This is a genomic window from Mesoflavibacter zeaxanthinifaciens subsp. sabulilitoris, from assembly GCF_014191595.1.
GTDB classification, from domain to species: domain Bacteria; phylum Bacteroidota; class Bacteroidia; order Flavobacteriales; family Flavobacteriaceae; genus Mesoflavibacter; species Mesoflavibacter zeaxanthinifaciens.
Genome location: NZ_JACHWV010000004.1, coordinates 243,367 through 267,592, shown reverse-complemented (window position 1 = coordinate 267,592; position 24,226 = coordinate 243,367). Strand labels below are relative to the sequence as shown.

Sequence of the window (24,226 nt, the reverse complement as noted above, 5' to 3'; positions counted from 1 at the left end):
ATGAAAGGAATTGTATTTACAGAGTTTTTAGAGTTAGTCGAAGATAAATTTGGATTAGAGATGGTAGATCGTATTATAGAAAATGCAGATCTACCATCTAATGGTGTATACACATCTGTAGGCACATATAGTTTTTCAGAAATGCTTCAATTACTTCAAAATCTAAGTAGTTATACAAACATATCAACAGACGATTTACTACAAGTATACGCAGAACATTTTTTTAGCGTAATAGAAACAAGCTACCCAGGTTTAATAGCTACTTATAAAGATCCAATTGAAATGCTTTCTTCAATAGAAAATCATATACACGTAGAAGTAATGAAGATCTATCCAGATGCAGAGCTACCTACTTTTGTTATAGAAGAAAAGGGAGAAGGTTACCTAAAAATGATTTACAAATCAAGCAGAGCGATGTATAGATTTGGTTTAGGATTAATGAATAAAACCTTTGAGCATTTTAATGCTACAGCAAATATCGAATTTGAAAAAATAAAAGAAGACGGTACAGAAGTAAGATTTATTATCCACCAACAATAATGAGTCAAAAAGAAATTGAAATATTAAAAAGAACATTAGCAAGAGAAAAAGCAGCAAGAAAAGCTGCTGAAAAAATATTAGAGGATAAGTCTAAAGAGCTTTATAATGCTACAAAGCTTTTGCAAAATCATCTAGCAGAAAAATCATCACAATTAAAAGGCGTCTTTGATAATATCTTAGACGCCTATGTTGTTATGGATCTTCCTGGTAATGTCTTAAAATTTAATGACGCAGCAACCAAATTATTTGGGTACGATATTAATAAGCAATCAGTAAATGTTTTAGACTTTGTCTATCATAAAGATTTACCATTGGCATTAGAATCTTTTTATTTACTTAAGACAAAAGGATATTACAGAGACTTTGAAGCTAGAATTGTTACAGGAAATGGTACTATAAAATGGGTGCATATTAACGCAAGTCTTATATTTGATAAACACAAAAAGCCCATTGCAGCACAAGGTATAGTTAGAGATATTACAGAAGAAAAACAATTAAAAAAACAAATAGAAGACCAGCAAAAAAAGCTTAATATAATTGTAGATAACTCACCAATAGGTATTACTCTAACAGATGTAAAAACTCAAGATTTAACATTAGTTAATCAATCCTTTTTAGATATGTTAGGATATTCTAAAGAAGAATTTGATGGCGTTAGTCCACAAGAAATAACACATCCTGAAGATGAGCCAGAAACTAAAGCTATAAGAAAACAATTACTTAAAGGAGAAATTGACAGTGCAACATTACAAAAACGCTATGTAAAAAAGGATGGTTCTTTTTTATGGGCTAAAACAAAAATACTATCTGTAAAAAATAACTCAGGAGATTTAGATTATATAGTAGCCACTATAGAAGATGTTACAAAAGAGCATAAAGCTAATTTAAAGATTTACAAGTCAGAAAAGCAATTATCTACATTAGTACAAAGCTTAGATACTGCAATTTTATTAGAAGATAATAAAAGAAATGCAGTACTAGTAAATAATAAATTTTGTCAATTATTTAAAATAAATGAAAATCCAGAAGATCTAGTTGGGCTAAATTATAATGACATTATTATTAAAAGTAACAGAGCTTTATTTAAAGAAGAAACATTTACCAAAAACTCTGATATTTTAATAAAAGAAAATAAATCAGAGCTTAGAAAAGAAATAACATTAGAAGACGGTACAATAGTAGAAAGAGACTACATACCAATTAATATAGCAGATGGATATAATGGACATTTATGGTCCTATTCAGACGTAACATTAAATAGAACATATCGTAGAAATTTAGAACAACAAAAGCACAAGTACCATAATATTATTGCAAATATGGATTTAGGCTTAATAGAAGCAGATCTAGATGGTAATATTACAATGGTAAACCAAAGTTTACTAAATATGAGCGGCTATACGGAGGAAGAAATATTAGGCAAAAAAGGTAGAGATTTATTTCCTCTAAAATCTGAATCAAGAAAAGTAAAAGAGTTTATAGCTAAAAGAAAAGTAGGTGTTGCTAGTACTTTTGAGTTAAAGGTTAAACGAAAAAACGGAGACACTAGGTTTTGGTTTGTATGCGGATCTCCTAATCTAAACTTAGAAGATGAAGTTGTAGGAAGTGTAGTTGTAGTATTAGATATCACAGATTTAAAAACATTACAACTACAAAAAGAAAGTCTATTAGGTAAACTAGAGAGAAGTAATACAGAGTTACAAGAGTACGCACATATAGTATCTCATGATTTAAAGTCTCCTTTAAGAAGTATACATGCATTAGTTAGCTGGTTAAAAGAAGATAATCAAGGTAAATTAGATCAAGTTAGCCTGCAAAACATTTCTTTAATAGAAAATACGCTAGAAAAAATGGAGCAGCTAATAACAGATATTTTAGAATATTCTAGTATTGGATCAGACTCAAAACTAACAAGTGTAAACCTTGATAATACAATAGAAGAATTGCTTAAAATACTCTATATACCAGATCATATAACTGTTAACATAAAAAATAAACTTCCAACTTTAGAAGGAGATGCAACCAAACTAAAGCAATTGTTTCAAAATCTAATAAGTAACGCAGTAAAATTTATAGATAAAGACAAAGGACTAATTAATATAGATGTAACAGAAAAGAAAACATACTATCAATTCTCAATAGAAGATAACGGGATTGGTATTGATAAAAAATTTCACGATAAAATATTTAAAATATTTCATTCATTAAATAAAAGTAAAGATTCAACCGGAGTAGGATTATCTATAGTAAAAAAAATAGTCGATCTCCATAAAGGTGAAATTTGGCTAGAAAGCGAGTTAAATAAAGGAACCACTTTTTATTTCACTCTAAAAAAGTAAAAAATGAAAACAGTACAATTAGTAAAACATAAAAACTCCGATTGGAAATATATTGGACAAGAAATAAAACTTAACGCACCATTAGTATTGGTTTTAGGTAACAGATATATGTTAGAAGACGCTAATATATATCAAGATATAAAAACTCTATTTCCTGATGGACAAATAGTTTTTGGATCAACTTGCGCAGAAATTTCATCAAATGATGTTAACCAGCAAAGTATTACAATTACAGCAATAGAGTTTGAAAAATCTACATTTGTAATAAAGACTAGTAACATAAAAAATAATAATCAAGATAGTTACAAAGTAGGTCAAGATTTAATCCAACAATTACCAAAAGATAATTTAAAACATGTATTTGTAATATCAGAAGGTAGTTTTGTAAATGGATCAAAACTAACGCAAGGTATGAATAGTGTTACCCAAAATAATTTGTTAATAACAGGTGGACTTTGTGGTGACGATGATCGTTTTGAAAAAACAATTGCAGGGTATAATGAAAATCCAAAAGAAGGACAATTAATCGCTATAGGTTTTTACGGAGATACTTTAGAAGTAACATTTTCTATTTATGGTGGTTGGACACCTTTTGGACCAGAACGTGTAGTTACAAAATCTGATGATAATATTTTATTTGAATTAGATGGTCAGCCAGCATTAGATTTGTACAAAACCTATTTAGGTGATAAAGCCAAAGACTTACCAGGTGCTGCATTACTGTATCCTTTAAACGTAAAAGTACAAATAGACGACCAACCAATTGTAAGATCTATTCTAAACATAGACGAAACTAATAATTCTGTAATATTAGCAGGAGACATACCAGAAAACGCAAAAGTGCAATTAATGATGACTAATGTAGATAACATTGCAAATGCATCAGAACGTGCCGCAAAGCAAGCAATGAATTTAAGACAAAACAAACCAGAACTAGCAATGTTAGTTAGTTGTATTGGACGTAAATTAGTCTTAGATCAAAGAGTAGAAGAAGAAGTAGAAGAAGTAATAGAAGTAATTGGTCAAGACGCAACCATTAGCGGATTTTACTCTTACGGAGAAATAGCTCCTTTTGATGGAGAAATATCATGTCAATTACATAATCAAACAATGACAATTACTTTAATAAGCGAATAATGAACTCGTTATTAAAACGACAAATAAGAAAATTTTTACCTGAAGAATTTGCAAAAAATGATGAGTTAAAAACATTTTTAGACGCAATAAATAGTTCTTACAACAACTTTGAAGAACAATTTAATATGCAGCAAAGAGCCATGCAATTAAGCTCTGAAGAGTTATTTACAGCAAATCAACAATTAAGAGAAGAAGCAGACGCACAAAAAGAAGTAATAGATAAGCTTAAACACGTCTTAGATACCTTAAAGCTTTATAATTTACCAGAAAACAATAAGGATAATACGCTAAATTTAGATTTAGATGGCTTAAAACTTATCGAGTTTATAGACAACCAAACAAAAGAAATTGTCGAAATAAATAAACAAAGAGAGCGATTATTGTCTGAGTTAGCATATCAAAATCAAGAGTTAAGTGATTATGCTCACATGGTATCTCATGATTTAAAATCACCTTTAAGAAGCATAGACACATTAACAGCTTGGTTTAAAGAAGATTTTAAAGATAAAATTGGAGAAAGCGGTAATAAACAATTAGAATTAGTTAGAGAAAATGTAGAGAAAATGGACGCTCTAATTAGCGGCATTTTAGAGTACTCCACTATAGATAAAAATCAAATAAAAATCTATAATGTAGATCTAGATTTAATAGTGGATCAAATCCTAAAAACTATACAAGTACCAAATCATATCACTATAACAAAAGCAAATTTACCTACAGTTAAAGGGGATAAATATAGGCTGCAACAATTGTTTCAAAATTTAATATCAAATGCCATAAAGTATAATGATAAGTCTAAAGGAAGCATAGAAATTGGAGTAGAAGATAAAAAGCAATACTGGCAGTTTTTTGTTAAGGATAACGGAAAAGGGATAAATAGTGATTATTTTGAAAAAATATTTAAAACCTTTGAAAAGTTAGAAAATAGAGCAGATTCTAGCGGTATAGGATTATCTATCGTAAAAAAAATAGTCGAACTATATCAAGGTAAAATATGGCTTGAAAGCGAAATAAATAAAGGAACAACATTTTACTTTACAATAAAAAAACAATTAAATGGAACAGCCTAATCTATCTTATATAAACACACTTTCTGGAGGAGATAAAGAATTTGAAACACAATTGCTAGATGTGGTAAAAAAAGAGTTTCCAACAGAAAAAGAAACGTATTATAAAAACTTAAATAATAAAAATTATAAACTAGCAGCAGAAAATGTTCATAAACTTAAGCATAAAATTAGTATTTTAGGTCTTTCAAAAAGTTATGACATTGCTATTGATTATGAAAATAATTTATTAGACCATAATACAGATCTTAAAGAAGAATTTGATAATATACTAACTGTCATAACTAATTATTTAGATAAATTATAATTAGTTTTTAATGAATTGTATAATAATAGATGACGAGCTTACAGCAAGAACAATAATAAATAAACTTAGCTCTAATGTGCCAGATATTAATGTGGTAGAAGAGTTTTCTAATGCTATTCAAGCTATAAAATACTTAAATCAAAACACTGTAGATTTAATATTTTTAGACATACATATGCCAGATTTTACTGGTTTTGATTTTATACAGACATTAAAAAATCCACCTAAAATTATCTTAACTACATCAGATGCAAATTTTGCAATTCAAGCTTTTGAATATGATTGTATTGTAGATTACTTAGTTAAGCCAATAACCCAAGAGCGATTTAATAAAGCATTAGATAAAGCAAAATCAGCAACATTTACATCTAAAGCTACAACAAACCCGACTGAAGAAGACTCTGGTGTAAATGATTTGTATGTAAATATAGATAGACGCCTTATTAAAATAGATATACCAAGTATATACTTAGTAGAAGCAAAAGGAGACTATATTCATATTAAAACAGAGACAAAAAATTATACAGTACATAGTACATTAAAAAAAATACACGATAAATTACCAGATAGTTTATTTTTAAAAATACACAGATCTTATATCATTAACGTAGATAAAATAATAGATATCGAAGATAATAGTGTATTAATAAAAAAGGATGTAATACCAGTAAGTAGATCTAACCGTCCAGAGTTAATGAAACGCTTAAACTTACTTTAATCGATAGTTTAACTCGGTTAAACGGTAATTGTAAATTTAAAACTTAAAAAATATTCCATTCATCGATACTTTAAAAAGCACTAATCGAATACTTTAACTGTAAAGTAGCATAAAAAATAATTTTGTTGTTAGAAATATAAAACCTAACAACATGTCAAAAATATACCAACCATTACTGCTTCTTTTATTAGTATTAATAACTTCTTGTTCTACAGAAGATATTTCAAGTCAAAACGATACTAATCCTGATATTTCAACAGAAATAAATTATAATTCAATAGACTTAGAAATAATTCAACTAATTAATTCTCATAGAGAAGATTTAGGGTTGTCAAAATTAAACTTGCTAGATATAGCTAGTTTAGAAGCAAAAGCGCACAGTGAGTATATGATAGATCAAGGTCAACCTAGTCATGACTTCTTCTTTTTAAGACAGCAAAATCTACAAGTTACTGTTAACGCAATACATGTGTCAGAAAATGTAGCTTATGGTTATACAACTGCTCAAACAGTTTTTAATGCATGGTTAAATAGTGATTTGCATAAGCAAAATTTAGAACAATCATCATTATCTGATATAGGTGTATATTCAGATGTAGACTCAAGTGGTAAAAGATACTATACCAATATATTTTTAAAGCGATAAACCATTTATCGATAGTTAACTACCATTTAACTTTAGAGTAATAGTAGTAAACGAAAAACACTAATAAACTCTCTTAACCTATATTATTTTTGTTAAAGATTTAATACCCAAAATCATGAATAAAACATTACTTTTTTCTAAAATATTAATCGCTCTTTTAATAGGTCAATTAGCTATTGCACAAGACACGCCATTCAATTGTGATTATAATGCTTATTTATTTCAAAAAAATGATGTTTACGCAATAGATCTAGCTTCTGGTAATTCTTATGAGGTTGCTAAAGATGTAACACCTGGAAATATAAATGCAGCAGCATATAATCCAGCAGATGGATTTATTTGGGGATCATTAAATACACCAACACAAACAATAATTAGAATAGGTCAAGATTTTCAAGTCACTAACTTTACCATTCCACAATTATCAAACTCTAATAGATATGTAGGAGATATTAGTGCAGATGGTATATATTATTTAAAAAGTGGAGGAACAGATTATTACAAAATAGATTTAAATCCACAATCTGCTAATTACGGTCAGTATATATCTACAGAAACTTTAAGTCAAAATATTAATGTACATGATTGGGCTTTTAACGCTGTAGACGGAAATATTTATACAGTAGAAAAAGGGACTAACATACTTTATCGTATTAATCCTTTAACTAGTCAAGTAACAGCTTTGGGTGTTGTACCAATTTTAACAGGATTAAATTATACATATGGCGCTGTTTATTTTGATGCAGATGGTCGTTTTTATGTGTCTGCAAATCAAACAGGAACCATATACGTAATACAAAATGTGCAAGATATAAACACTTTATCTGTTATAGATTCAAATTTATTTGCTTTTGGTCCAGCAAGTTCTAGTAATGATGGAGCACGTTGTCCAACAGCACCAGTATTACAAGAAATTTGTGACAACGGTATTGACGATGATGGCGACGGACTTGTTGATTGTGACGATCCTTCTTGTTCTGGGTTTGGAAATTGTGATGTTATATTGCCTCCAACTACTGCAAACGATGGTGGATTAGAAAGTAATGGTAGATTATCTAAAGCTATTAACAAAAGAAACTATAATCGAGTTAAATCAGGTTATAAGTTCAATCCTAAAAAAGCAAAAAGATTTACAAAAAACAACTCTCAATCTAATTTTAGATCAGTAAATACAGCAGAAAGTGCTTCTACTAATACATCATTTACCCTTCAAGATTTTATACCTTTAACAACTATAAATGAAGATTTTGCAATCGAGTCTACACCAACAGATTTGTTAAATATTACAAATGCAACCGAGGTTTTCTCTGTAGATTATTATCAAAATGATGCTTCTATAGCTTCAATATTAGCTCTTAAAACTGAAAATGGTGTATACGAGCATACAAAATATATTTGTGATAGATTGTTAGGAGCTGAGTTGATTTCTATTTCAACAATAATGATTAACGATGAAGAGTTTGTAAAATCAATTATAAAAAACATAGACGGAAGTTTTGAGTATGTCTTAAGTCTATCTGCAAAAGAAGTAAATAATCAAGCTAACTTTGAAGTTGAAAGTCACTGGAATTTAGATTTATACCAAGAAAATGTGACTTTTTACAACTTTCAAATTTGGTCAGATTCTGTAGACGATTTATACTTACTAGCACAAGAGGTATTAAATTTATTAGATGCCGAAAAAACCATAACAAATTATAATCTATCTGAAGCACCAACAGTGTTTGTAAGAAAAGGAAAGTATATCAATGGTATGTTAGACTTGCAAATTATTAATAGTAATGCTACTAATAGTGTAACATTTGACGCTGGATATAGAACATCAGAAACTAATGATTTTAATTATACAACTTCTACAATAGATTTAAACCAAAACTATATTACTAATGTGCAATTACCAACTGGTAACTTGTTTGATATAGGATTTAGAATAGGAGATGGTGTAAATATTCCTGACGATTTATTTATGTCTGATGGTCCATGGGGTATTGATGATGCACAACCAAATACAATAGTTAATAACTATGAAGTGCAACCAAATACAATCCCATTTGCAGAAGATGTTTTTCCTATAGAAAGAAATATCACCTTAAACGCAACAACTAATACGTATTTTGCAGCCTACCGTGCATTAACACCAAGGTTTAAAGCTGTAGATGTTACAGATTACAACGTTTTAAAATTTAAAGCTAAAGGAACAGGTAGTTTAGAAGTTGCTTTAGTAAAACAAAGTATTACAAATTGGAATGAACAATATAAAGCTACAGTTAATCTAACTGAAAATTATACGAGTTTTTCGTTACCGTTTTCAGATTTTTATTCAGATTTAAGTGCAGAAATTGATCCTGATGATATTGTAACATTAGTATTTACAATGGTTAGCGAAGATGGCTCTACACAAACAAAAGAAATGAACTTACAAGATTTAAGGTTTGAAAGAGGTTTAGCATTATCAGTTTCGGATTTTGAGAGTGAAACTAACCAAAACACATTAGTTGCATATCCAAATCCAATGTCAGAGGTTACTAGCTTAAACTTTAATGCTACAGTAAAAGAAAACTTAACACTATCTATTTATGACCAATTAGGTAAGGTTGTTTACAGCCAACAAGTAAGTGCTAGTGTAGGTAAAAATAAAGTATCAATACAAAGACAAAACCTAAGTTCGGGATTATATATATGTAAGTTAGAGAGTGTAAACTCTAACTATAAAAGTTTAAAGTTATTGATAAGGTAACTTTAATTGTTGATTAATAGCGAAGAAAGGGTAAAAGCAATGCTTTTACCTTTTTTTATTCTGATAATTTAAAAACTGGTCTTTTAAAAATTAACCATTTAAACCTAACACCAATTTCTGTGTAAGTAAATCCTGCTGCAGTAGCAGACGCAATATTACTTCTTATACCAAATATATTAGCTAAACATCTATCAGAAAATTTATATCCTAATTTACTTTGTATTCTGTAAGTGCTCTGGCTTTCGTTATCTTCTATAAATTGTAAGCCTGTAGCAGCTGTAAGCTCGTAAAACCATTCTTTAGGTTTAGCTACATTTTCATCTTTAATTAGATTAACAAATACTTCTCCAGCATTAAATTGTTCTGGAGAAAAATATATAGTCGGAACTTGATTTTTAAATGTGATATATTGATAATTAAGACCTGCTTTAAGAGATGGTTTAGCTAGGATGTTGTAGTATAAAGATGTAAATAATAAATGCCTGTTGTTTTGATCATTTTGACTAGTATAAAAATATTGAGTAAACCAGCCTAAATTAAAGTTGGTATTTAAACTGTAGTTAGCATAATAATTGTTTTGAACAATTTGACGATTTAATAATTCGGCATTAAAATTTTGTAAGTCTCTCTTATACCCAACTTTTAATTGCTGTAACTTAAAAGGTTTTATATCTAATGATACATCAGTTAAAAACTGATTGTAATTAGTATTATTTGCATCTGCACTAGATATACCTGCCATAACATTTGCAGTTATTGTATTTGTTAATTTATAAGATCCGCCTAAAGTAAAATCATTAGAAGTCGCGTTAAAATTAGTAACTTTATTATCTGTTTTTCTATAGATATAGTCTGCTTGAAGTTTCAGTTTTGTACTTAAAGGAAATTGTAAACTGTTACTTAAACTTACAGCATTATTATCTCCGTTGTCAAAAGAATAAGAAGCTTTTCCTTCATAAAAAGGTGTAAAATTATTTTCTATGTTTTTAATAAAGTTTAAAGCATCTTTTTGATTATTATAAATATTTAATGTTTGTTGCGCAGATTTATAAGCTTGATTGGTTTGGTTTAATGCTTTTAATGTGTTTGCTTTACCTAGATTGCCATCAAAAGAAGTACTATCGTTTTTTAATATAGTATTGTAATCTGTTAAACTCTTTTTAAAGTCACTTTTATATATATTTAAAGTGGCTCTTAAGGCTAGTATCCAATTGTTATTAGGCTGCTCTTTAATTAAATTGTTTATTAAACGGTTAGCCTCTTTGTATTTTTTATTCCAAATTAATGCCTGGATGTAGCGTTCTGTAGTTTGTTTGGTCAAAGACTTGTTGCTTGCTTGGTTTAATGCTTGATAGGCTTCTTTGCTAGTATTTAATGCTAATTTTTCTTTTCCTTTTAAGTGATATACTAAAGCTAATCCATTTAAAGCTTCTATTGTATGAGGTGTTTTGTTTTTTAATTGATTGTAAGTGTTTTGAGCTAAATCTAATTTGTTTACAATTAAATATAGATTAGCCAAGTTTAACAAAGTCTCTTTATCATTATTAAAAAGTTCTAAATTTTTTAGCAATAATTTTTCTGCTTCTTCATAAGATTGTTCTTGTTGTTTTTTATAAGCGTAACCTAGGTAGATATATTTTTTAGAGGTTAAGGCATTTGGATTATTATTTGAAACAGACAAAGCTTTGTTTACATAATTTAGAGCTTCGTCATATTCTTTTAAGTTAGATAAAGTGTTTGCATAACTTAGTAATGCAGGAAAACTTTTGGGTTGTTCTATAATTAGTTTTTTAAAGTAGGTTTTGGCTTTTGTGTAATTTTTATTCCATAATAAAGATTCTCCATAATTTAATTTAACCTCAAAGTCTTCAGGGTAATCATTTACTAGATTAGAAAATAAAGTTAATGCTTTTTTGGGGTCACCATTTAATCCAACAGCTCTTCCATAACAAAGTCTAGCTGTTTTGTTTTCAGGATATGTTATTAAAATATCTTTAAAATAACTTTCAGCTTTTTTGTAATCTCCAGACTCTAAATAAGAAAAGCCTTCTTGCATATTTTGTCCGTTTAAAGAGTAACAAAAAAGAAAGATTAGTAGGCTAATAGTATGTTTTAATTTCATAAGTGACACTTATTTATTGCTTTTTGAGGTAAATAGCTTGTTTATTCATCTACAGTTATTTGCAATCTATCGAAATACATCAATTAAGCTTATTGTTTAAGTAGATATTTGCTTTAAATAAATTTAAAGATAAAAATTATGGCATTAACAATAACAAGAGACAAAACTTTATTTGAAATAGTTGGTAGAATTGATACGTCTACAGTAAAAAGCTTTGAAACACACTTAAAATTAATGCTAACTAATTTAGAAGATCTTACCTTAAATATAGATAAGGTTTCTAAAATAGATGCAAGTGGTATGAAAGCTATAAGAAACTTATACGATAATGCCATATCTAGTAATAAAAAACTTTGCATTACAGGTTTAGGGTGTAAAGAGATTTATGAAGAATTAAGAAGTAAATAAAAAGAATATAATTAATTGATTTTATTGTAATTTGTTATGCAGCAATCTATTAAGATGATTAAGTCCTTAAAAATTTCTCAAGAGCAATTGTTTATGTTAAGTGTGCTATTGGTAAACGGTGGTAATTACTTATATAACTTATTATTAGGACGTATTTTAGGCCCAGCACAATTTGCAGATGCGGCTGTATTAATAACATTTTTATTGGTGTTATCTTTTGTAGCAATGACATTTCAATTAGTTACCGCTAAGTTTTCAGTATTATTAGAGAATAACGTTTTAATCAACTTTTTGACCACAATCTATAAAAACTCAACAGCTATAGGTATTGGTTTAGGTATATTGATTATTATTTTTTCTAGACAACTACAAACAGTTTTTAATACATCTTCATCATCTATGTTTATCATTTTTGGTGTTGGCGTGCCTTTATATTTTGTAATGAGCGTAAATAGAGGTGTGTATCAAGGTAAAAAGGAATTTAAAAAGTTATCTATAACATACCAACTAGAAATGCTTAGTAGATTGGTGTTAACAATTTCGTTAATTTACTTGTTGGGTTTAAAAAGTTCAATAGTTATAGCTATTGGTATATTGTTGTCTTTTGTATTTGGTCTAATACCATTTAATACCAAAAACTTCAATTTAAACATTAAAAGTCAACTTCTAGCATCAGATAAAAAAGCTATAAAGCACTTCTTGTTAGTTACTGCATTTTACGAGCTTACACAAATTATAATCAATAATAGCGATATTTTATTAGTTAAGCATTATTTCCCATCTCATGATGCAGGTCTTTATGCATCATTAGCTTTGATTGGACGTATAGTATATTTTATAGCATGGATGTTTGTAATGTTATTATTACCAGAGGTAGTACAATTAAAAAAGGAAGGTAAAGACCCATCAAAAATATTGTTTAAGTATATATTGTATATTGCCGCAATAGCTATTACAATAATTGTAGGATGTGCTTTGTTTCCTAATTTAGCTATTACTTTATTATTTGGAGAACAATATTTGGACGTAGCACCATTATTATGGAAATACGCTACTGCAACTGGCTTATTTGCATTATCTAATATTTTTGCTTATTACTATTTGTCTTTAGATAAGTATGTGCCAGTGTTAATATCTGCAGTGTTTGGAGTTTTACAGGTAGTACTAATATTTCTTTTTCATGGCACATTAGAAGAAGTGGTTTACATGCAAATCATAGCAATGGTATTACTCTTACTAGTGCAATTAACTTTTTATATAACAGGTTTAGAAATAAAAAAGTAGTCAAACTTAACATTCTTTCCATTTGTCTACAGATACTTGCGTTTAATCTTAATACACAGAGATTTATAATCTAATATCATCAAATTTGTATTGTAATTAAATCATTTAAAATTTAATATTATGAAACTAGCAATCGTAACAGCATATCCACCAAGTAAAGTAACTTTAAATGAATACGCTTATCATTTAGTAAAGCATTTTAGACAAAAAGATCAAGTAACAGAAGTAGTTTTACTAACAGATAAAACAGAAGGTGCTAAGGATATAGATTTTGTGAAAAACGGTTGTAGAGTTTCAGTTAAAGAGTGTTGGGAATTTAATAGCTACAAAAACTTATTTACAGTAAACAAAGCATTAAACCAAACTAAACCAGATGCAGTATTGTTTAATTTGCAATTTATGAAGTTTGGTGATAAAAAAGTACCTGCTGCATTAGGATTAATGCTTCCATTAGTGTGTAGATTAAAAAAGATACCAAACATTGTTTTGTTACATAATATCTTAGAAGAGGTCGATTTAGGAAAAGCAGGATTTACATCAAACAAGTTGCTACAAAACGTGTATAACTTTATAGGTACAAGCTTAACTAAGTTAATATTAAAAGCAGATACCGTAGCAGTTACAATGCATAAATACGTAGATGTGTTAAATAATAAATATAAAAGCACAAATGTGGTTCAAATACCACACGGTACTTTTGAAGTAACCGAAGAACAACCAGAATACACTTTGCCAGATGGACCATTACAAATCATGACCTTTGGTAAATTTGGAACCTACAAAAAGGTAGAAGCAATGATAGAAGCAGTTGTTAAGGTAAGAGAAAAAACTGGTTTAGATCTAGAGGTAGTTGTAGCAGGTACTGACAATCCAAATGTGCCTGGTTATTTAGAAGGTGTTAAACAAAAGTATAACCATGTACCACAAGTAAGATATACTGGTTATGTTGAAGAAGAAGAAGTGCCAACTCTGTTTAAAGAAAGTGCAGTTGTTGTTTTTCCTTATACATCAACAACTGGTAGTTCTGGAGTGTTACATCAAGCAGGTAGCTATGGTAAAGCAGTAGTTATGCCAGATTTAGGAGATTTAGCACTTTTAGTTCAAGATGAAGGTTATCAAGGAGAATTTTTTGAGCCAACATCAATAGATAGCTTAGCAAATGCAATAGAAGCAATAGTTACAAATGAAGATTATCGCATATCTTTAGGAAAAGCAAACTATAAAGCAGCAACAGCTTATCCTATGCAAAAAATTGCTGATATGTATTTAGAGCAATTTGATAAACTTATTAAAAAAAAGAACCCTCAAACTAATACAGTAATAAATGCGTAATTAGCTTTTTTGTCCCAAAAACTAACTAATTTTTAATTAGTAATATACTTAAATGCAGGTTTTTTATTACCGTTTTTATCGATAAAGCCAAAATGCTTTTGAGCGTTTTTACGCCAAGGTAATCTACCAACAACCTCTTTAGGTATATTTTTAAAATCGTATAAAGTCCAAGACATAAATTGTAAATTATTTTTTGCAATAATCTCTTGGGCTTTTTTGTAATAACTAGCTTGATCTTCTTTACTATTACCAAAAGGTTTCCAAAAACCAGAGTAAGAGGAAATTCCAAATTCTTGAAGTACAAGTTGCTTGTTTTTTATTTCTTTCTTTAATGCAATAACTTTAGAGTCTAACTCTTCTAAATCTTCATAATAATGAAATGAAACAAAATCTACTTTATCTTTTAAAATAGTAGCACTTTTAGTATTTGACCAACCTATAGTTATAGGGTTTATGCTGTCTACAGATCTAACAACATCTATCATGTTATCTAGCCATGCAATAACATTAGCTTTTCCTCTAGATTTAAAATCAAGGTTAGGTTCGTTTTTAATGTCCCAAGCTAATAAAGCATCATGGTTTTTTATGCTATTTACAATAGTTTCGGCATGTCTATGGTTTAGCGTCCAATTTAAAACAGCATAGTCACCAAAAAAATCAAATAATGTAACAATAACCTTTAAGTTATGTTGTTTTGCTATGTCTAAAGTAGTTTTTAATTGCTTAAGTTTAGTTTTGTCTACATCAGCTTTACCAAAGTCTTCATATTGGACAAAGATTCTTATGGTATTTAAGCCTGCATCTTTTATTATTTTAAAGTCTTTTTTTAAAGTGTCCTTAGCGAAAAGGTTTCCAAACATAGCCCAAGGAGAATTTTGGGGATAGTAATTTATACCTTTGATATTTAACGAATCAATAGGTGGGTTTAATTTTGATTTTATTGGTGTAAAATTTTGTCTTACCGTGTGTCTTATTCGCCAAAAACCATCTTCTAATAATAATATGCTTTTATATGTAGAAGTTTCTTTGGTTTCTAAAACTAAAGAGTCTTTATTGTATACTTGCTTATACTCTAAAACATCTTTATCGGTTATAACTGCTAACTGCCCATCTTCACTAAAAAAATCTAAATTTAAATTATGCTTAATAGTCGTAGCATTTACTCTTGTATTATTATTAGCATTGTAATCTATTGTTTGGTATAAATTTTTTCTAGCATGGTCTGTGTAGTAGTCTTTAATTCCAGCTTTTTTATTAGAGTTATAAGCAACTTGTTTTACGTACCATGCATCTAAATAATCGTTTTGTATGGCATTTAGATTTTGATTATCCATTTTTCTGCCTTCATTATTTAGTGGTTGCCATATAACTTTAGGAAGATATTGTTCTATTTTTTTAATTTCGGTATGTAGCATCTTACTACGATCTGCTCCTGTATTTAGGTAACTAAATAATCCGCTTATTCCAGAAACTATTAAAGCAATAACAATGATATACGATATTATTAAAATGGACCTGATTATGTTTTTATTTAAACTTACCATAGTTTTAGGTCTTTAATGTTTTTTGATAAACCAGCTGTTTTTATAGTTAAGTTATAGATGTCATCTTTATAAATATCTTCTTTTAAATTAAAAGTAACATAGCCATTAAAAGAAGTTTTTTCTATAATATTTATAATGTCATTATCCTTTTTTATTTCCAATTGTACTTCAAGTCCATCAGGTATAAATTGATTCATAAAACTTTTTATAGGACCAACAGTTATAGTACGGTTGTTATTAGTAATAGTGTATGGTATGTTTTTTACAACTTGTTCAAATTTTAATGTAATCAAGTTACTTTCTGTAATACCGTCTATGTAAGCCTTTATATTCCAGGAATCTTCATGATCAGGGTTAATGATTTTTGCTGTAGCAATACCATTAATTGTCGTGCCTGTAGTTTGTAGTTTATTGTTGTTTTTATCTGTGATGTAAAAAGTTACATAAGTACCATCGCTAACAATATTGTTATAACTGTCTTTTATAATTGAAGTTTTTAATGTTGTAATTTGGTTACCGTCTGCATAATTATGAGTTCTTTCGGAATAGATATTAAACGGTTTAGGAATAGATGGTTTTACGAAAACAGTAAATTCTTTTGATGCTGTGTTTTTACATTCTGATGAAATTAATAAACGTCCATCTTTATCTTTAGAATAGATATTTTTGTAAGCAATTAGATTGTCTGTTTTTATAACGTCCAAATACTTTTTATTTAAAAATTGATGTTTTATAATTACTTCTTCATCTTTTCTTATTGGATTGTCTAAACTATCTGTTGGGATAACTACAATCATACTATAGTCTGTTTTTCCTGCATTTATACTTGGTGGACCAATATAGGTTTCAATATTTTTTACTTGTTCTAAAGACTTGATTTTAATACTTCCTTCAAGAGAAGCTTTATTGTCTAAAAGTTTCCAATGTAGTATTCCTTTTTTTGATGAAAAAGATTTAGGTATTTTATACTTTAACACATTATTAGTTAAAGTAGGTTGTATAAGTGTAGAACCATAACTGTTAGTTACGTAAAGTGAAGGTTTGCCGTCAGTATTGGTGCTAAAATTTAATAAAACAGAATCGTTAGCAGTATAAATATTCTTTTTATTAAGTAAGCTGTAAATAGGTTTAGATTCACTACTAAATATAGTAATGGCTTTTATTGTGATAAAAGAAAAAAGTAGCAGGTATGTTATCTTACTTTTCATTAAAACGGATTGCCAATGTATGAGTTAATTTCAACCTTAATATACTTAAAAACAGGATGATTAATAGGTTGTAAAACTTGATCTGTATGATTTGTTATTCTATCTGAAACAATTTTTCTAGCTATATCTGCATTAGGTAATCCATTAACAAAAAGGTTGTCTTTAGATTGATTTATAATTTTTATGTTGTTGTTAGTTAGTAGTTTGTATTTAAAAGTTTGTTTACGTTGTTGTCTAATACCATCTTTTATAAATTGATGATCTACCCATAATAAGTTTTTGTCTTTATCGTAATAACTAATCAATAGCTGAGGTATAGTTACTTCTTGTATACCTCCATTATATACACTTCCCGAAATCAAACTGTCGGTAATTTTTAAACTACTTAAGGCAACACTTTTATAAAGGTCACTTCCTGTAACATTACCAGCTGCTTGTAAGTTGAATTTTGTAGGTTGCTCTTCTAACTCAATAGGTGTAAATTCGTCAGGATTAAAAGTATCTGGTATAGAGTCTTTTGTTTTAGACCACGCTATGCCTTCAAATTCAATTCTAAAGTTAGTTGTTTCTTTAGGCATTAATTTATGCTTCATATGGTATTTAGCATTGTAGGTAGCTAGCATTTTATTATCGTCATTGTATAATGTGCCTTTAATAATTACATCTGCAGGGACATTGTCTATATTTTGTATTTGACCAATAATAGCATAGCTATTATTATTTTTTACAAGTTTTGCGTCTGTAATTTCTAAAACAGGTTGTTTTAGAACATCTTCATGATGTGTTTGTTCTGTAGTTACACGTCTACGTCCTTGATTATAATATTTAGTTTGATTAGCATTATATAGTTGATCTGGTGGTAGGTCGTTATTTAGATCATCAGGTTTTAAATACCATTTACCCTTTTGTTTAATTAAAGTTTTGTGGTCTACGCGCTCTATTTTTTCTAAAGGAGTAATCCATTGCGTAATTACTTTTGCAGTAGCAGTACTATCACTATGTTTTATTATATCAGTTTTAATCTCGTCCATCTTAGCATAACTACTCAATAAACCATCTGTTACTGATACTTCTAGCATATATTGCGCAATACTTAAGTTACTATTAGGATCTATTAGGCTATGAGCTTTTTCAAACTCTTTAAAATCTAAAGCATCATAGTAAGCAATTAAAGCGTTTTTTGGACTTAATTGAGAGTCATTTTTTAAGTAGAAAAGATAAATGCCGTAAATAATAAAACCAGCAAGAAGTAATGACCAAAGATGTGTTAATCGTAATATATTATTGTTAAATTTTTTAAAAACAAAATTATGTTTTAAAAACTCAGGTAATTCTTTTTTACGGGTTTTGAGCATAATAACCCAAAGCATTTGAATATTTAAAATAAATGCAACTAATACAGTTAAAAAAGGCATTATGCCCCAATGTATTTTAAGCCATTTAGCAACGTCTTCTTTCGGCAAAATAGAAGACACAGGAGGAATATTTAATCGCTCCCAAACCATTATACCATTTTCTAATTGTCTTAACCGCTGCCAACCACAAAAGTATAGAATAGGGTCATAAAACTTATCGTTTGAAAATATGTATTTTAAATTATATTTTTCTGGAGTTGTTAAAAACTGTTGTAAAGACCCAATACCAGCTACGCCTTTAAATTTTGAATTTTCAAGACGTTCTATAGGTCTTGTGGTTAATTCTGGTAAACGCCTTGCAGAATGATAATTGCCATCTACAGTCATTGCACTAGTTTGTGCACTTAGCCAAGCCATTTGGTCTCCAAATCCTAATGTTAAAAAACGCCATTTATCATGGTCGTCTTGATTTAAAAAGTTAACAATAGGTAGCATTTTTATTTTTTGAGGTTGAGAAGGTCTAAAATACCCCAAGCTCATTGTAAAAATTACCATAAATACAAATAATCCAGCCAGAATACCACCAATAATTCTGTGGTAAACTGCACCAAATTTTTGTTGAATTAGTGCTTTTAAATCACCTTCTACAAAACGGTAAGCAAATTCTCCTAACAAAGGAATAGACATTATAGAAGCCCAAAGTGTAAACCTGTCTAATGTTAAGATGTTAAAAGCGGTTTCGCCTAACATTTTTAAGGGTATTGGTGTTGTGCCTCCAGTACCTAATATGGTACAGATAGTTATAGAAAGCCCAAAAAATAAATATCGTTTACTGTAATATCTATAAAAAATATAAGGTAAAAGCACTAATAAAACTCCCCAAGGAATTAAGAAAAACACTAATCCAGAAGAAGTTATTTCTAAAAAATTATCTCTAGATCCATGCGGTATTGGTACTTGAGTTATAGGGTTAGTCTTAGAATTTAACCAATACGGAATAATGCATCCAATAATTAAAATTAACGAAGAAAAACCAAAAACGACAATGCGTTTAAATAGCTTAAAAAAACTATTTAAAAACACTTTAAAAGTTACAGCTTTATAAGATCCAGTTTTATCTTTAGACACATCCATTAAGACCATTCCAATTAAAGGAAAAATAAAAAAGACCATCCCAAAAATAGGCGTTACATGGTGGGAAGTAACTGTAACAGATATTAAAGATAAAGATGTAGCTAAATACCATTTCTTACCGGTTTTTAGCCATAAGTAGATTTCTGGTAAAGCATGCATCAAAACAGAAACACCAACAATGCTAGGTAATTGACCAAAAATATGTAAAGTCTCTACAAACGAAGAAGAAAATGTAGCAAGCACACAAGCATAACCAGCTATTTTTTTACTAGAAGTAATTAATAACGAAAATCTGTATGTACCAGTAATAAATAAAACAATAGCAATTAATGCTACTGTAAACATGCCAAATTTAAGTCCGCCAACATAAGATAATAAAGCAATAGATTGATGTACTAATGGCGGATAACTTTGTACTGTAAAACCTGTATACCACTCATAATTCCATGGTTCAAACCAACTATTAGCATAATGATCTGCAAAAAATAAATGAATTAACGCATCATAAGTATATTCTAAAGTAAAAAATATAGAACTACCATGAAAAGCTAAACCTAAAAGTAAAGCTGCAATTAAAAATTTATTAGACGTTTCTTTCATCAATAAAGCAAAATCTTTATGAGTGTAAATATAAATAAATAAAAAAAGGGTTTGATTTTTAATTATCTATACTATTTAACCATTCGTCGACACATAACAATAGCTTAGACTAAAACCAACGTTTAAGAGCTTCATAATAAGCTACTTTTGAACTGTAATCAACAATAAAACTCATATCTCATGAAAATTTTAGCTATCGACGATCAACAACTAGTCTTACTTCCACTACAAAAGAGACTAACAGAGTTAGGATACGACGTAAAAATAGAAACAAACGGTACATCAGGTATAGATACCTTTAATAGTTTTCAACCAGATTTAGTAATAGTAGACATTAATATGCCAGGTGTACCTGGGTTAGATGTTGTAAAATATATAAGACAAACTAAAAATTCTAATATACCAATTGTAGTACTGTCAGGAGATACACAAGATAAAACCATTACAGATGGTTTTGACTTAGGTATAGACGATTACATGAAAAAACCTTTAAGCCTTAACGAAATTAGTGCAAGGATAAAAAGGTTAATAGGAAAACCAGAAACTAAAGCAGTAGAGTCTTCATCAGACGTGGTTATACAAGAGCGTTGCGTTGGTGTTGTTATACCATGTTATAATGAAGAAGAACGCTTGTTAAGTAATGAGTTTTTAAACTACATAGACAAGTACTCTGGTTATCATTTATGTTTTGTTAATGACGGTAGTAAGGACAATACCTTAAAAGTATTAAAAGATTTACAAAAAGGAAGAGAAGACTTTATAACAGTTTACGATTGCGAAAAAAATGGAGGTAAAGCCGAAGCTGTAAGACTGGGTATGTTACATATGGCTAAAAAAGACGATTTAGATTACATAGGATTTTTAGATGCAGATTTATCTACAGATTTAGCAGATTTTGATGATTTAGTAAAAACTATAGAAACATCAAACTTTAAGATTGTTAGTGGATCAAGGATCTCTAGAATGGGAGCAAACATAACTAAAGAGTCTGCAAGAAAAATAATAAGCTTAACGATTAACTACATTATAAGAAAGATCCTAAAAATGGACTTTAAAGACACACAATGTGGAGCAAAAATTTTTAGTAAAGATGTTATTCAAATAGCATTTGGAGAAAAATTTGTAACGCAATGGATTTTTGATGTCGAAATTTTTAAAAGAATGAGTCACCATTTTGGTTTAGAAAAAGCAAAAACTTTATTGTGCGAGCAGCCATTAAAAAGATGGATACACGCAGATGGATCTAAATTATCAATGAAGGATTCAGTAAAAATAGTTATGCAATTAGGTCAAATTGCATGGGTATATAGATCTCCAAAAAGTAAAAAAGTAAACAGCGCTTCAAATTTAAAGACTGTATAAAAATGTAATTTTAAGATGAAAACAGGTGTAATAATAATATTTCACAATAATGCAAAGGATGTAAACCCTTCTATATTTATAGAAAATATAATTAAAGTCTCAGACTTAAAAATATGTTTTGTTAACAATAACAGTAGGGATAATACAGCTTTTATATTAGAAATCATTGCCGATCGTTGTGATAATGTTTCACTTGTAAATATTAAAAAAACAAAATCAGATATATCTGCAATTAGAGCAGGAGCAAGGTTTATGAATAGTCGCTATAACTTAGATAAAATAGCCTATGTTAGTACAAATTTACTTAATACAAAATACCATGGTCTTAATGCTTTAATACATGCAATTGTAGATAATCAAGAAGATATTTTAAATTATAATAAAAGTGTTTTTGAGGCTAAGAAGCAAAATTCAATATTTAAAAGCATGTTTTCTTTAGTAGATTATTTAAAAACATTAAAAACTAATAATGCTTTTATTAATCTTCAAAGATTAAGTAAATTATGATTTATTAATTTATACATTTGCTCTCAAATATTTAAAATGAGCGTACTTCAAATGTTAAAAGATAGAAGTCAATCAACTTGCGAGTTGTGTGGATCTTCTTCAAATTTACAACAATACACAATTCCACCTTCGTTAAACGAAAGCGTAGACACTTGCGTTTTGGTTTGTGACACATGTTATAATCAAATTGAAAAAAACACCGATATGGATCCAAACCATTGGCGTTGTTTAAACGATAGTATGTGGAGCGAGCATGTTGCTGTCCAAATTATGGCATGGCGTATGTTACAACGATTAAGAGGAGAAGGTTGGCCAAAAGACCTGTTGGATATGATGTATTTAGATGAAGATGCTTTAGCATTAGCAAGAGCAACAGGAGAAGATAAAGACGAAAGCGAAAAAATTATACATCGTGATGTTAATGGTGTTTTACTAGAAAACGGAGATAACGTTGTTTTAATAAAAGACCTAAAAGTAAAAGGTTCTAGCATGGTTGCCAAACAAGGAACAGCTGTAAGAAACATACGTGTAGATCATGAAAATGCTAATTATATTGAAGGTAAAGTTGGGGGACAACAAATTGTGATTATCACAGAATATGTAAAAAAGAATTAATATTTTTAAAATGAAGAAAAGCCCGATTTTCTAATTGAAAATCGGGCTTTTTTTTATAATAGTTTTTGCTGACTTTTATAAAAAGCGTCTGCTTGTAACTGCATAAGCTCTCTAGCTTTTTTGCGTTTAAATTGATATAATTCGTCTTCTTCAGATAAATCTGTGTAAACTTTATCGTTAATTTTAAAGTCGGTTTGTAAAGCTAGTTTACGCTCTTCAACACGTTGTTGTACTAATGTTTTTACAGCAGTCTCTTGATCTTCTAATTTAAAATCATATTCACTTTTAGGTGAAATTAATTTTGCGAAAATCGGTGCTGTTTCAATAGCTAAAAATAATAGAAATATAAAAAACGAAGGTAACCAAGGTAATTTGTTTAAGGCATTAACACGCGCCATTAATCCATCAAAACCATCAATAATAGGTTGTGTATTATTAACTTGTGTTTGATAGTTGTTTTGAAGTTGCTCTAATTGCGTTTCGATAGCTGCAATTTTTGCTTTGTTATCTGTTTTTAGTTGTTGTAATTGCGCTAAAGCAGCATCGTGTTTGTCTCTTTTTTCTTTATAAACAGGACCTTTACCCAGTTTTTTTGTTCCTGCAGTACCTTCGGCTTCACTAATATAGGTGTCGTAAAGTGCATTTACTTCGGCTTCTTTGGTGTCAATTTCGGACTTTAAATCTTCGATATTTTGTTTTAGTTCTGTTTCTTTAGGAGAAAATTGAAGTGCAATTTGTTCTTGGTTTTCAAGCGTCATTGCATTTTTTTCTTCTAGTAAAACTTGGTTGATTTCTTTTTCAAAAATCTTCATTTCTAAGGGTTTTGATATAACTATAGCGATAATTAAAGCTAAAATTAGTCTTGGTAATGCTTGTAAAAATTCATCTAAAAAAGAATCTCTTTTCTTAATTGTAGAGACAATAAAACGATCTAAATTAAAAATGAGTAATCCCCAAATTAGTCCAAAAAATATGGCTGTAAAAAGATTGTCAAAAACGGTGTATAGCGCATATCCAGATGCAATAAACGCCATTAGTGCTGTGAAAAAGACCGTTGCGCCAATACCTGCGTATTTGTTTTTTTCGCTTGAAGACGCATTTTTTAAGATGTTAATATCTGCGCCAGAGCAAATAATAAAGAATTGTTGTAACATGATGTGATTGTTTTTTGATTGATGGATGATGCTAATTAGAACGTAAATTACACTGAAATGTTACATTAATTGATAAAAAATCCATTCAACAAAATTGAATGGATTTTTTA

General features: G+C 29.0%; 19 protein-coding genes. 14 read left to right on the top strand and 5 right to left on the bottom strand.

Going from position 1 to position 24,226, the window contains the following annotated elements; genetic code table 11:
* From FHS04_RS07690 to FHS04_RS07655, 8 genes are all read left to right on the top strand, one after another.
* Complete coding sequence (locus FHS04_RS07690; protein WP_027880929.1) at positions 1-540, top strand: heme NO-binding domain-containing protein; 540 nt, start codon at positions 1-3, stop codon at positions 538-540.
* Positions 540-2,879: a PAS domain-containing sensor histidine kinase gene (locus FHS04_RS07685; protein WP_106679848.1), complete on the top strand. Its 2,340-nt coding sequence runs from the start codon at positions 540-542 to the stop codon at positions 2,877-2,879. Before FHS04_RS07690 ends, FHS04_RS07685 begins: the two co-directional genes overlap by 1 nt.
* 3 nt (positions 2,880-2,882) lie before the next feature.
* On the top strand, positions 2,883-4,016 hold the full coding sequence (locus FHS04_RS07680) for an FIST signal transduction protein (RefSeq protein WP_106679850.1): 1,134 nt from the start codon (positions 2,883-2,885) through the stop codon (positions 4,014-4,016).
* Positions 4,016-5,086, top strand: a complete 1,071-nt coding sequence (locus FHS04_RS07675; protein ID WP_106679852.1) for a sensor histidine kinase — start codon at positions 4,016-4,018, stop codon at positions 5,084-5,086. The genes FHS04_RS07680 and FHS04_RS07675 overlap by 1 nt, the downstream gene beginning before the upstream one ends.
* Positions 5,073-5,390, top strand: coding sequence for an Hpt domain-containing protein (locus FHS04_RS07670; protein WP_106679854.1), 318 nt, complete (start codon positions 5,073-5,075; stop codon positions 5,388-5,390). The genes FHS04_RS07675 and FHS04_RS07670 overlap by 14 nt, the downstream gene beginning before the upstream one ends.
* Before the next feature lie 10 nt (positions 5,391-5,400).
* Positions 5,401-6,108 (top strand): LytR/AlgR family response regulator transcription factor, encoded by a 708-nt coding sequence (locus tag FHS04_RS07665; RefSeq protein WP_106679856.1) that lies wholly within the window; start codon positions 5,401-5,403, stop codon positions 6,106-6,108.
* 151 nt (positions 6,109-6,259) lie between these two features.
* Entirely contained in the window at positions 6,260-6,754 is a 495-nt protein-coding gene (locus FHS04_RS07660) for a CAP domain-containing protein (protein WP_106679858.1), read from the top strand.
* A gap of 115 nt (positions 6,755-6,869) precedes the next feature.
* Positions 6,870-9,491 carry a DUF6923 family protein gene (locus FHS04_RS07655; protein WP_106679860.1) on the top strand — a complete coding sequence of 874 codons (2,622 nt, stop codon included), beginning with the start codon at positions 6,870-6,872 and terminating at the stop codon, positions 9,489-9,491.
* 55 nt (positions 9,492-9,546) lie between these two features.
* On the opposite strand, the gene FHS04_RS07650 is transcribed toward FHS04_RS07655, so the two are convergent.
* Positions 9,547-11,613 (bottom strand): tetratricopeptide repeat protein, encoded by a 2,067-nt coding sequence (locus FHS04_RS07650; RefSeq protein ID WP_106679862.1) that lies wholly within the window; start codon positions 11,611-11,613, stop codon positions 9,547-9,549.
* A 138-nt stretch (positions 11,614-11,751) separates the two neighbouring features.
* Between FHS04_RS07650 and FHS04_RS07645 the strand changes: the two genes are divergently transcribed.
* From FHS04_RS07645 to FHS04_RS07635, 3 genes are all read left to right on the top strand, one after another.
* The gene (locus tag FHS04_RS07645; RefSeq protein WP_027880938.1) at positions 11,752-12,021 is read left to right on the top strand and encodes an STAS domain-containing protein; all 270 of its coding nucleotides are present in this window, start codon (positions 11,752-11,754) and stop codon (positions 12,019-12,021) included.
* 36 nt (positions 12,022-12,057) lie between these two features.
* A complete protein-coding gene (locus tag FHS04_RS07640) occupies positions 12,058-13,305 on the top strand; it encodes an oligosaccharide flippase family protein (protein ID WP_106679864.1) in 1,248 nt (415 codons plus the stop codon).
* A 120-nt stretch (positions 13,306-13,425) separates the two neighbouring features.
* On the top strand, positions 13,426-14,637 hold the full coding sequence (locus tag FHS04_RS07635; protein WP_106679866.1) for a glycosyltransferase: 1,212 nt from the start codon (positions 13,426-13,428) through the stop codon (positions 14,635-14,637).
* Between the two features lie 32 nt (positions 14,638-14,669).
* Here FHS04_RS07635 and FHS04_RS07630 read toward each other — a convergent pair whose 3' ends face one another.
* From FHS04_RS07630 to FHS04_RS07620, 3 genes are read right to left on the bottom strand one after another with little or no spacing between them, the layout of a single operon-like run.
* A complete protein-coding gene (locus FHS04_RS07630; RefSeq protein WP_106679868.1) occupies positions 14,670-16,181 on the bottom strand; it encodes a glycoside hydrolase family 2 TIM barrel-domain containing protein in 1,512 nt (503 codons plus the stop codon).
* On the bottom strand, positions 16,175-17,389 hold the full coding sequence (locus FHS04_RS07625) for an Ig-like domain-containing protein (RefSeq protein ID WP_221184966.1): 1,215 nt from the start codon (positions 17,387-17,389) through the stop codon (positions 16,175-16,177). The genes FHS04_RS07630 and FHS04_RS07625 overlap by 7 nt, the downstream gene beginning before the upstream one ends.
* Entirely contained in the window at positions 17,389-20,478 is a 3,090-nt protein-coding gene (locus FHS04_RS07620) for a hypothetical protein (RefSeq protein WP_106679871.1), read from the bottom strand. The genes FHS04_RS07625 and FHS04_RS07620 overlap by 1 nt, the downstream gene beginning before the upstream one ends.
* Before the next feature lie 180 nt (positions 20,479-20,658).
* Here FHS04_RS07620 and FHS04_RS07615 point away from each other — a divergent pair, with 180 nt between their 5' ends.
* The 3 genes from FHS04_RS07615 to FHS04_RS07605 are packed head-to-tail and all read left to right on the top strand — an operon-like array spanning position 20,659 to position 22,962.
* Positions 20,659-21,840 carry a response regulator gene (locus tag FHS04_RS07615; RefSeq protein ID WP_106679873.1) on the top strand — a complete coding sequence of 394 codons (1,182 nt, stop codon included), beginning with the start codon at positions 20,659-20,661 and terminating at the stop codon, positions 21,838-21,840.
* Positions 21,841-21,855: 15 nt separating this feature from the next.
* Positions 21,856-22,347 carry a glycosyltransferase gene (locus FHS04_RS07610; RefSeq protein ID WP_106679875.1) on the top strand — a complete coding sequence of 164 codons (492 nt, stop codon included), beginning with the start codon at positions 21,856-21,858 and terminating at the stop codon, positions 22,345-22,347.
* A 36-nt stretch (positions 22,348-22,383) separates the two neighbouring features.
* Complete coding sequence (locus FHS04_RS07605; protein WP_027880946.1) at positions 22,384-22,962, top strand: PhnA domain-containing protein; 579 nt, start codon at positions 22,384-22,386, stop codon at positions 22,960-22,962.
* A 53-nt stretch (positions 22,963-23,015) separates the two neighbouring features.
* Here the strand turns inward: FHS04_RS07605 and FHS04_RS07600 are convergent, their stop codons facing one another.
* A complete protein-coding gene (locus FHS04_RS07600; protein WP_106679877.1) occupies positions 23,016-24,116 on the bottom strand; it encodes a DUF4407 domain-containing protein in 1,101 nt (366 codons plus the stop codon).
* Positions 24,117-24,226: the final 110 nt, after the last annotated feature.

Coding starts and splice junctions, on each gene's coding strand:
- FHS04_RS07650 (WP_106679862.1), bottom strand. CDS start 11,613: ATGAAATTAAAACATACTATTAGCCTACTAATCTTTCTTTTTTGTTAC.
- FHS04_RS07685 (WP_106679848.1), top strand. CDS start 540: ATGAGTCAAAAAGAAATTGAAATATTAAAAAGAACATTAGCAAGAGAA.
- FHS04_RS07690 (WP_027880929.1), top strand. CDS start 1: ATGAAAGGAATTGTATTTACAGAGTTTTTAGAGTTAGTCGAAGATAAA.
- FHS04_RS07670 (WP_106679854.1), top strand. CDS start 5,073: ATGGAACAGCCTAATCTATCTTATATAAACACACTTTCTGGAGGAGAT.
- FHS04_RS07645 (WP_027880938.1), top strand. CDS start 11,752: ATGGCATTAACAATAACAAGAGACAAAACTTTATTTGAAATAGTTGGT.
- FHS04_RS07635 (WP_106679866.1), top strand. CDS start 13,426: ATGAAACTAGCAATCGTAACAGCATATCCACCAAGTAAAGTAACTTTA.
- FHS04_RS07605 (WP_027880946.1), top strand. CDS start 22,384: ATGAGCGTACTTCAAATGTTAAAAGATAGAAGTCAATCAACTTGCGAG.
- FHS04_RS07615 (WP_106679873.1), top strand. CDS start 20,659: ATGAAAATTTTAGCTATCGACGATCAACAACTAGTCTTACTTCCACTA.
- FHS04_RS07600 (WP_106679877.1), bottom strand. CDS start 24,116: ATGTTACAACAATTCTTTATTATTTGCTCTGGCGCAGATATTAACATC.
- FHS04_RS07625 (WP_221184966.1), bottom strand. CDS start 17,389: ATGAAAAGTAAGATAACATACCTGCTACTTTTTTCTTTTATCACAATA.
- FHS04_RS07660 (WP_106679858.1), top strand. CDS start 6,260: ATGTCAAAAATATACCAACCATTACTGCTTCTTTTATTAGTATTAATA.
- FHS04_RS07610 (WP_106679875.1), top strand. CDS start 21,856: ATGAAAACAGGTGTAATAATAATATTTCACAATAATGCAAAGGATGTA.
- FHS04_RS07675 (WP_106679852.1), top strand. CDS start 4,016: ATGAACTCGTTATTAAAACGACAAATAAGAAAATTTTTACCTGAAGAA.
- FHS04_RS07680 (WP_106679850.1), top strand. CDS start 2,883: ATGAAAACAGTACAATTAGTAAAACATAAAAACTCCGATTGGAAATAT.
- FHS04_RS07655 (WP_106679860.1), top strand. CDS start 6,870: ATGAATAAAACATTACTTTTTTCTAAAATATTAATCGCTCTTTTAATA.
- FHS04_RS07630 (WP_106679868.1), bottom strand. CDS start 16,181: ATGGTAAGTTTAAATAAAAACATAATCAGGTCCATTTTAATAATATCG.
- FHS04_RS07640 (WP_106679864.1), top strand. CDS start 12,058: ATGCAGCAATCTATTAAGATGATTAAGTCCTTAAAAATTTCTCAAGAG.
- FHS04_RS07665 (WP_106679856.1), top strand. CDS start 5,401: ATGAATTGTATAATAATAGATGACGAGCTTACAGCAAGAACAATAATA.
- FHS04_RS07620 (WP_106679871.1), bottom strand. CDS start 20,478: ATGAAAGAAACGTCTAATAAATTTTTAATTGCAGCTTTACTTTTAGGT.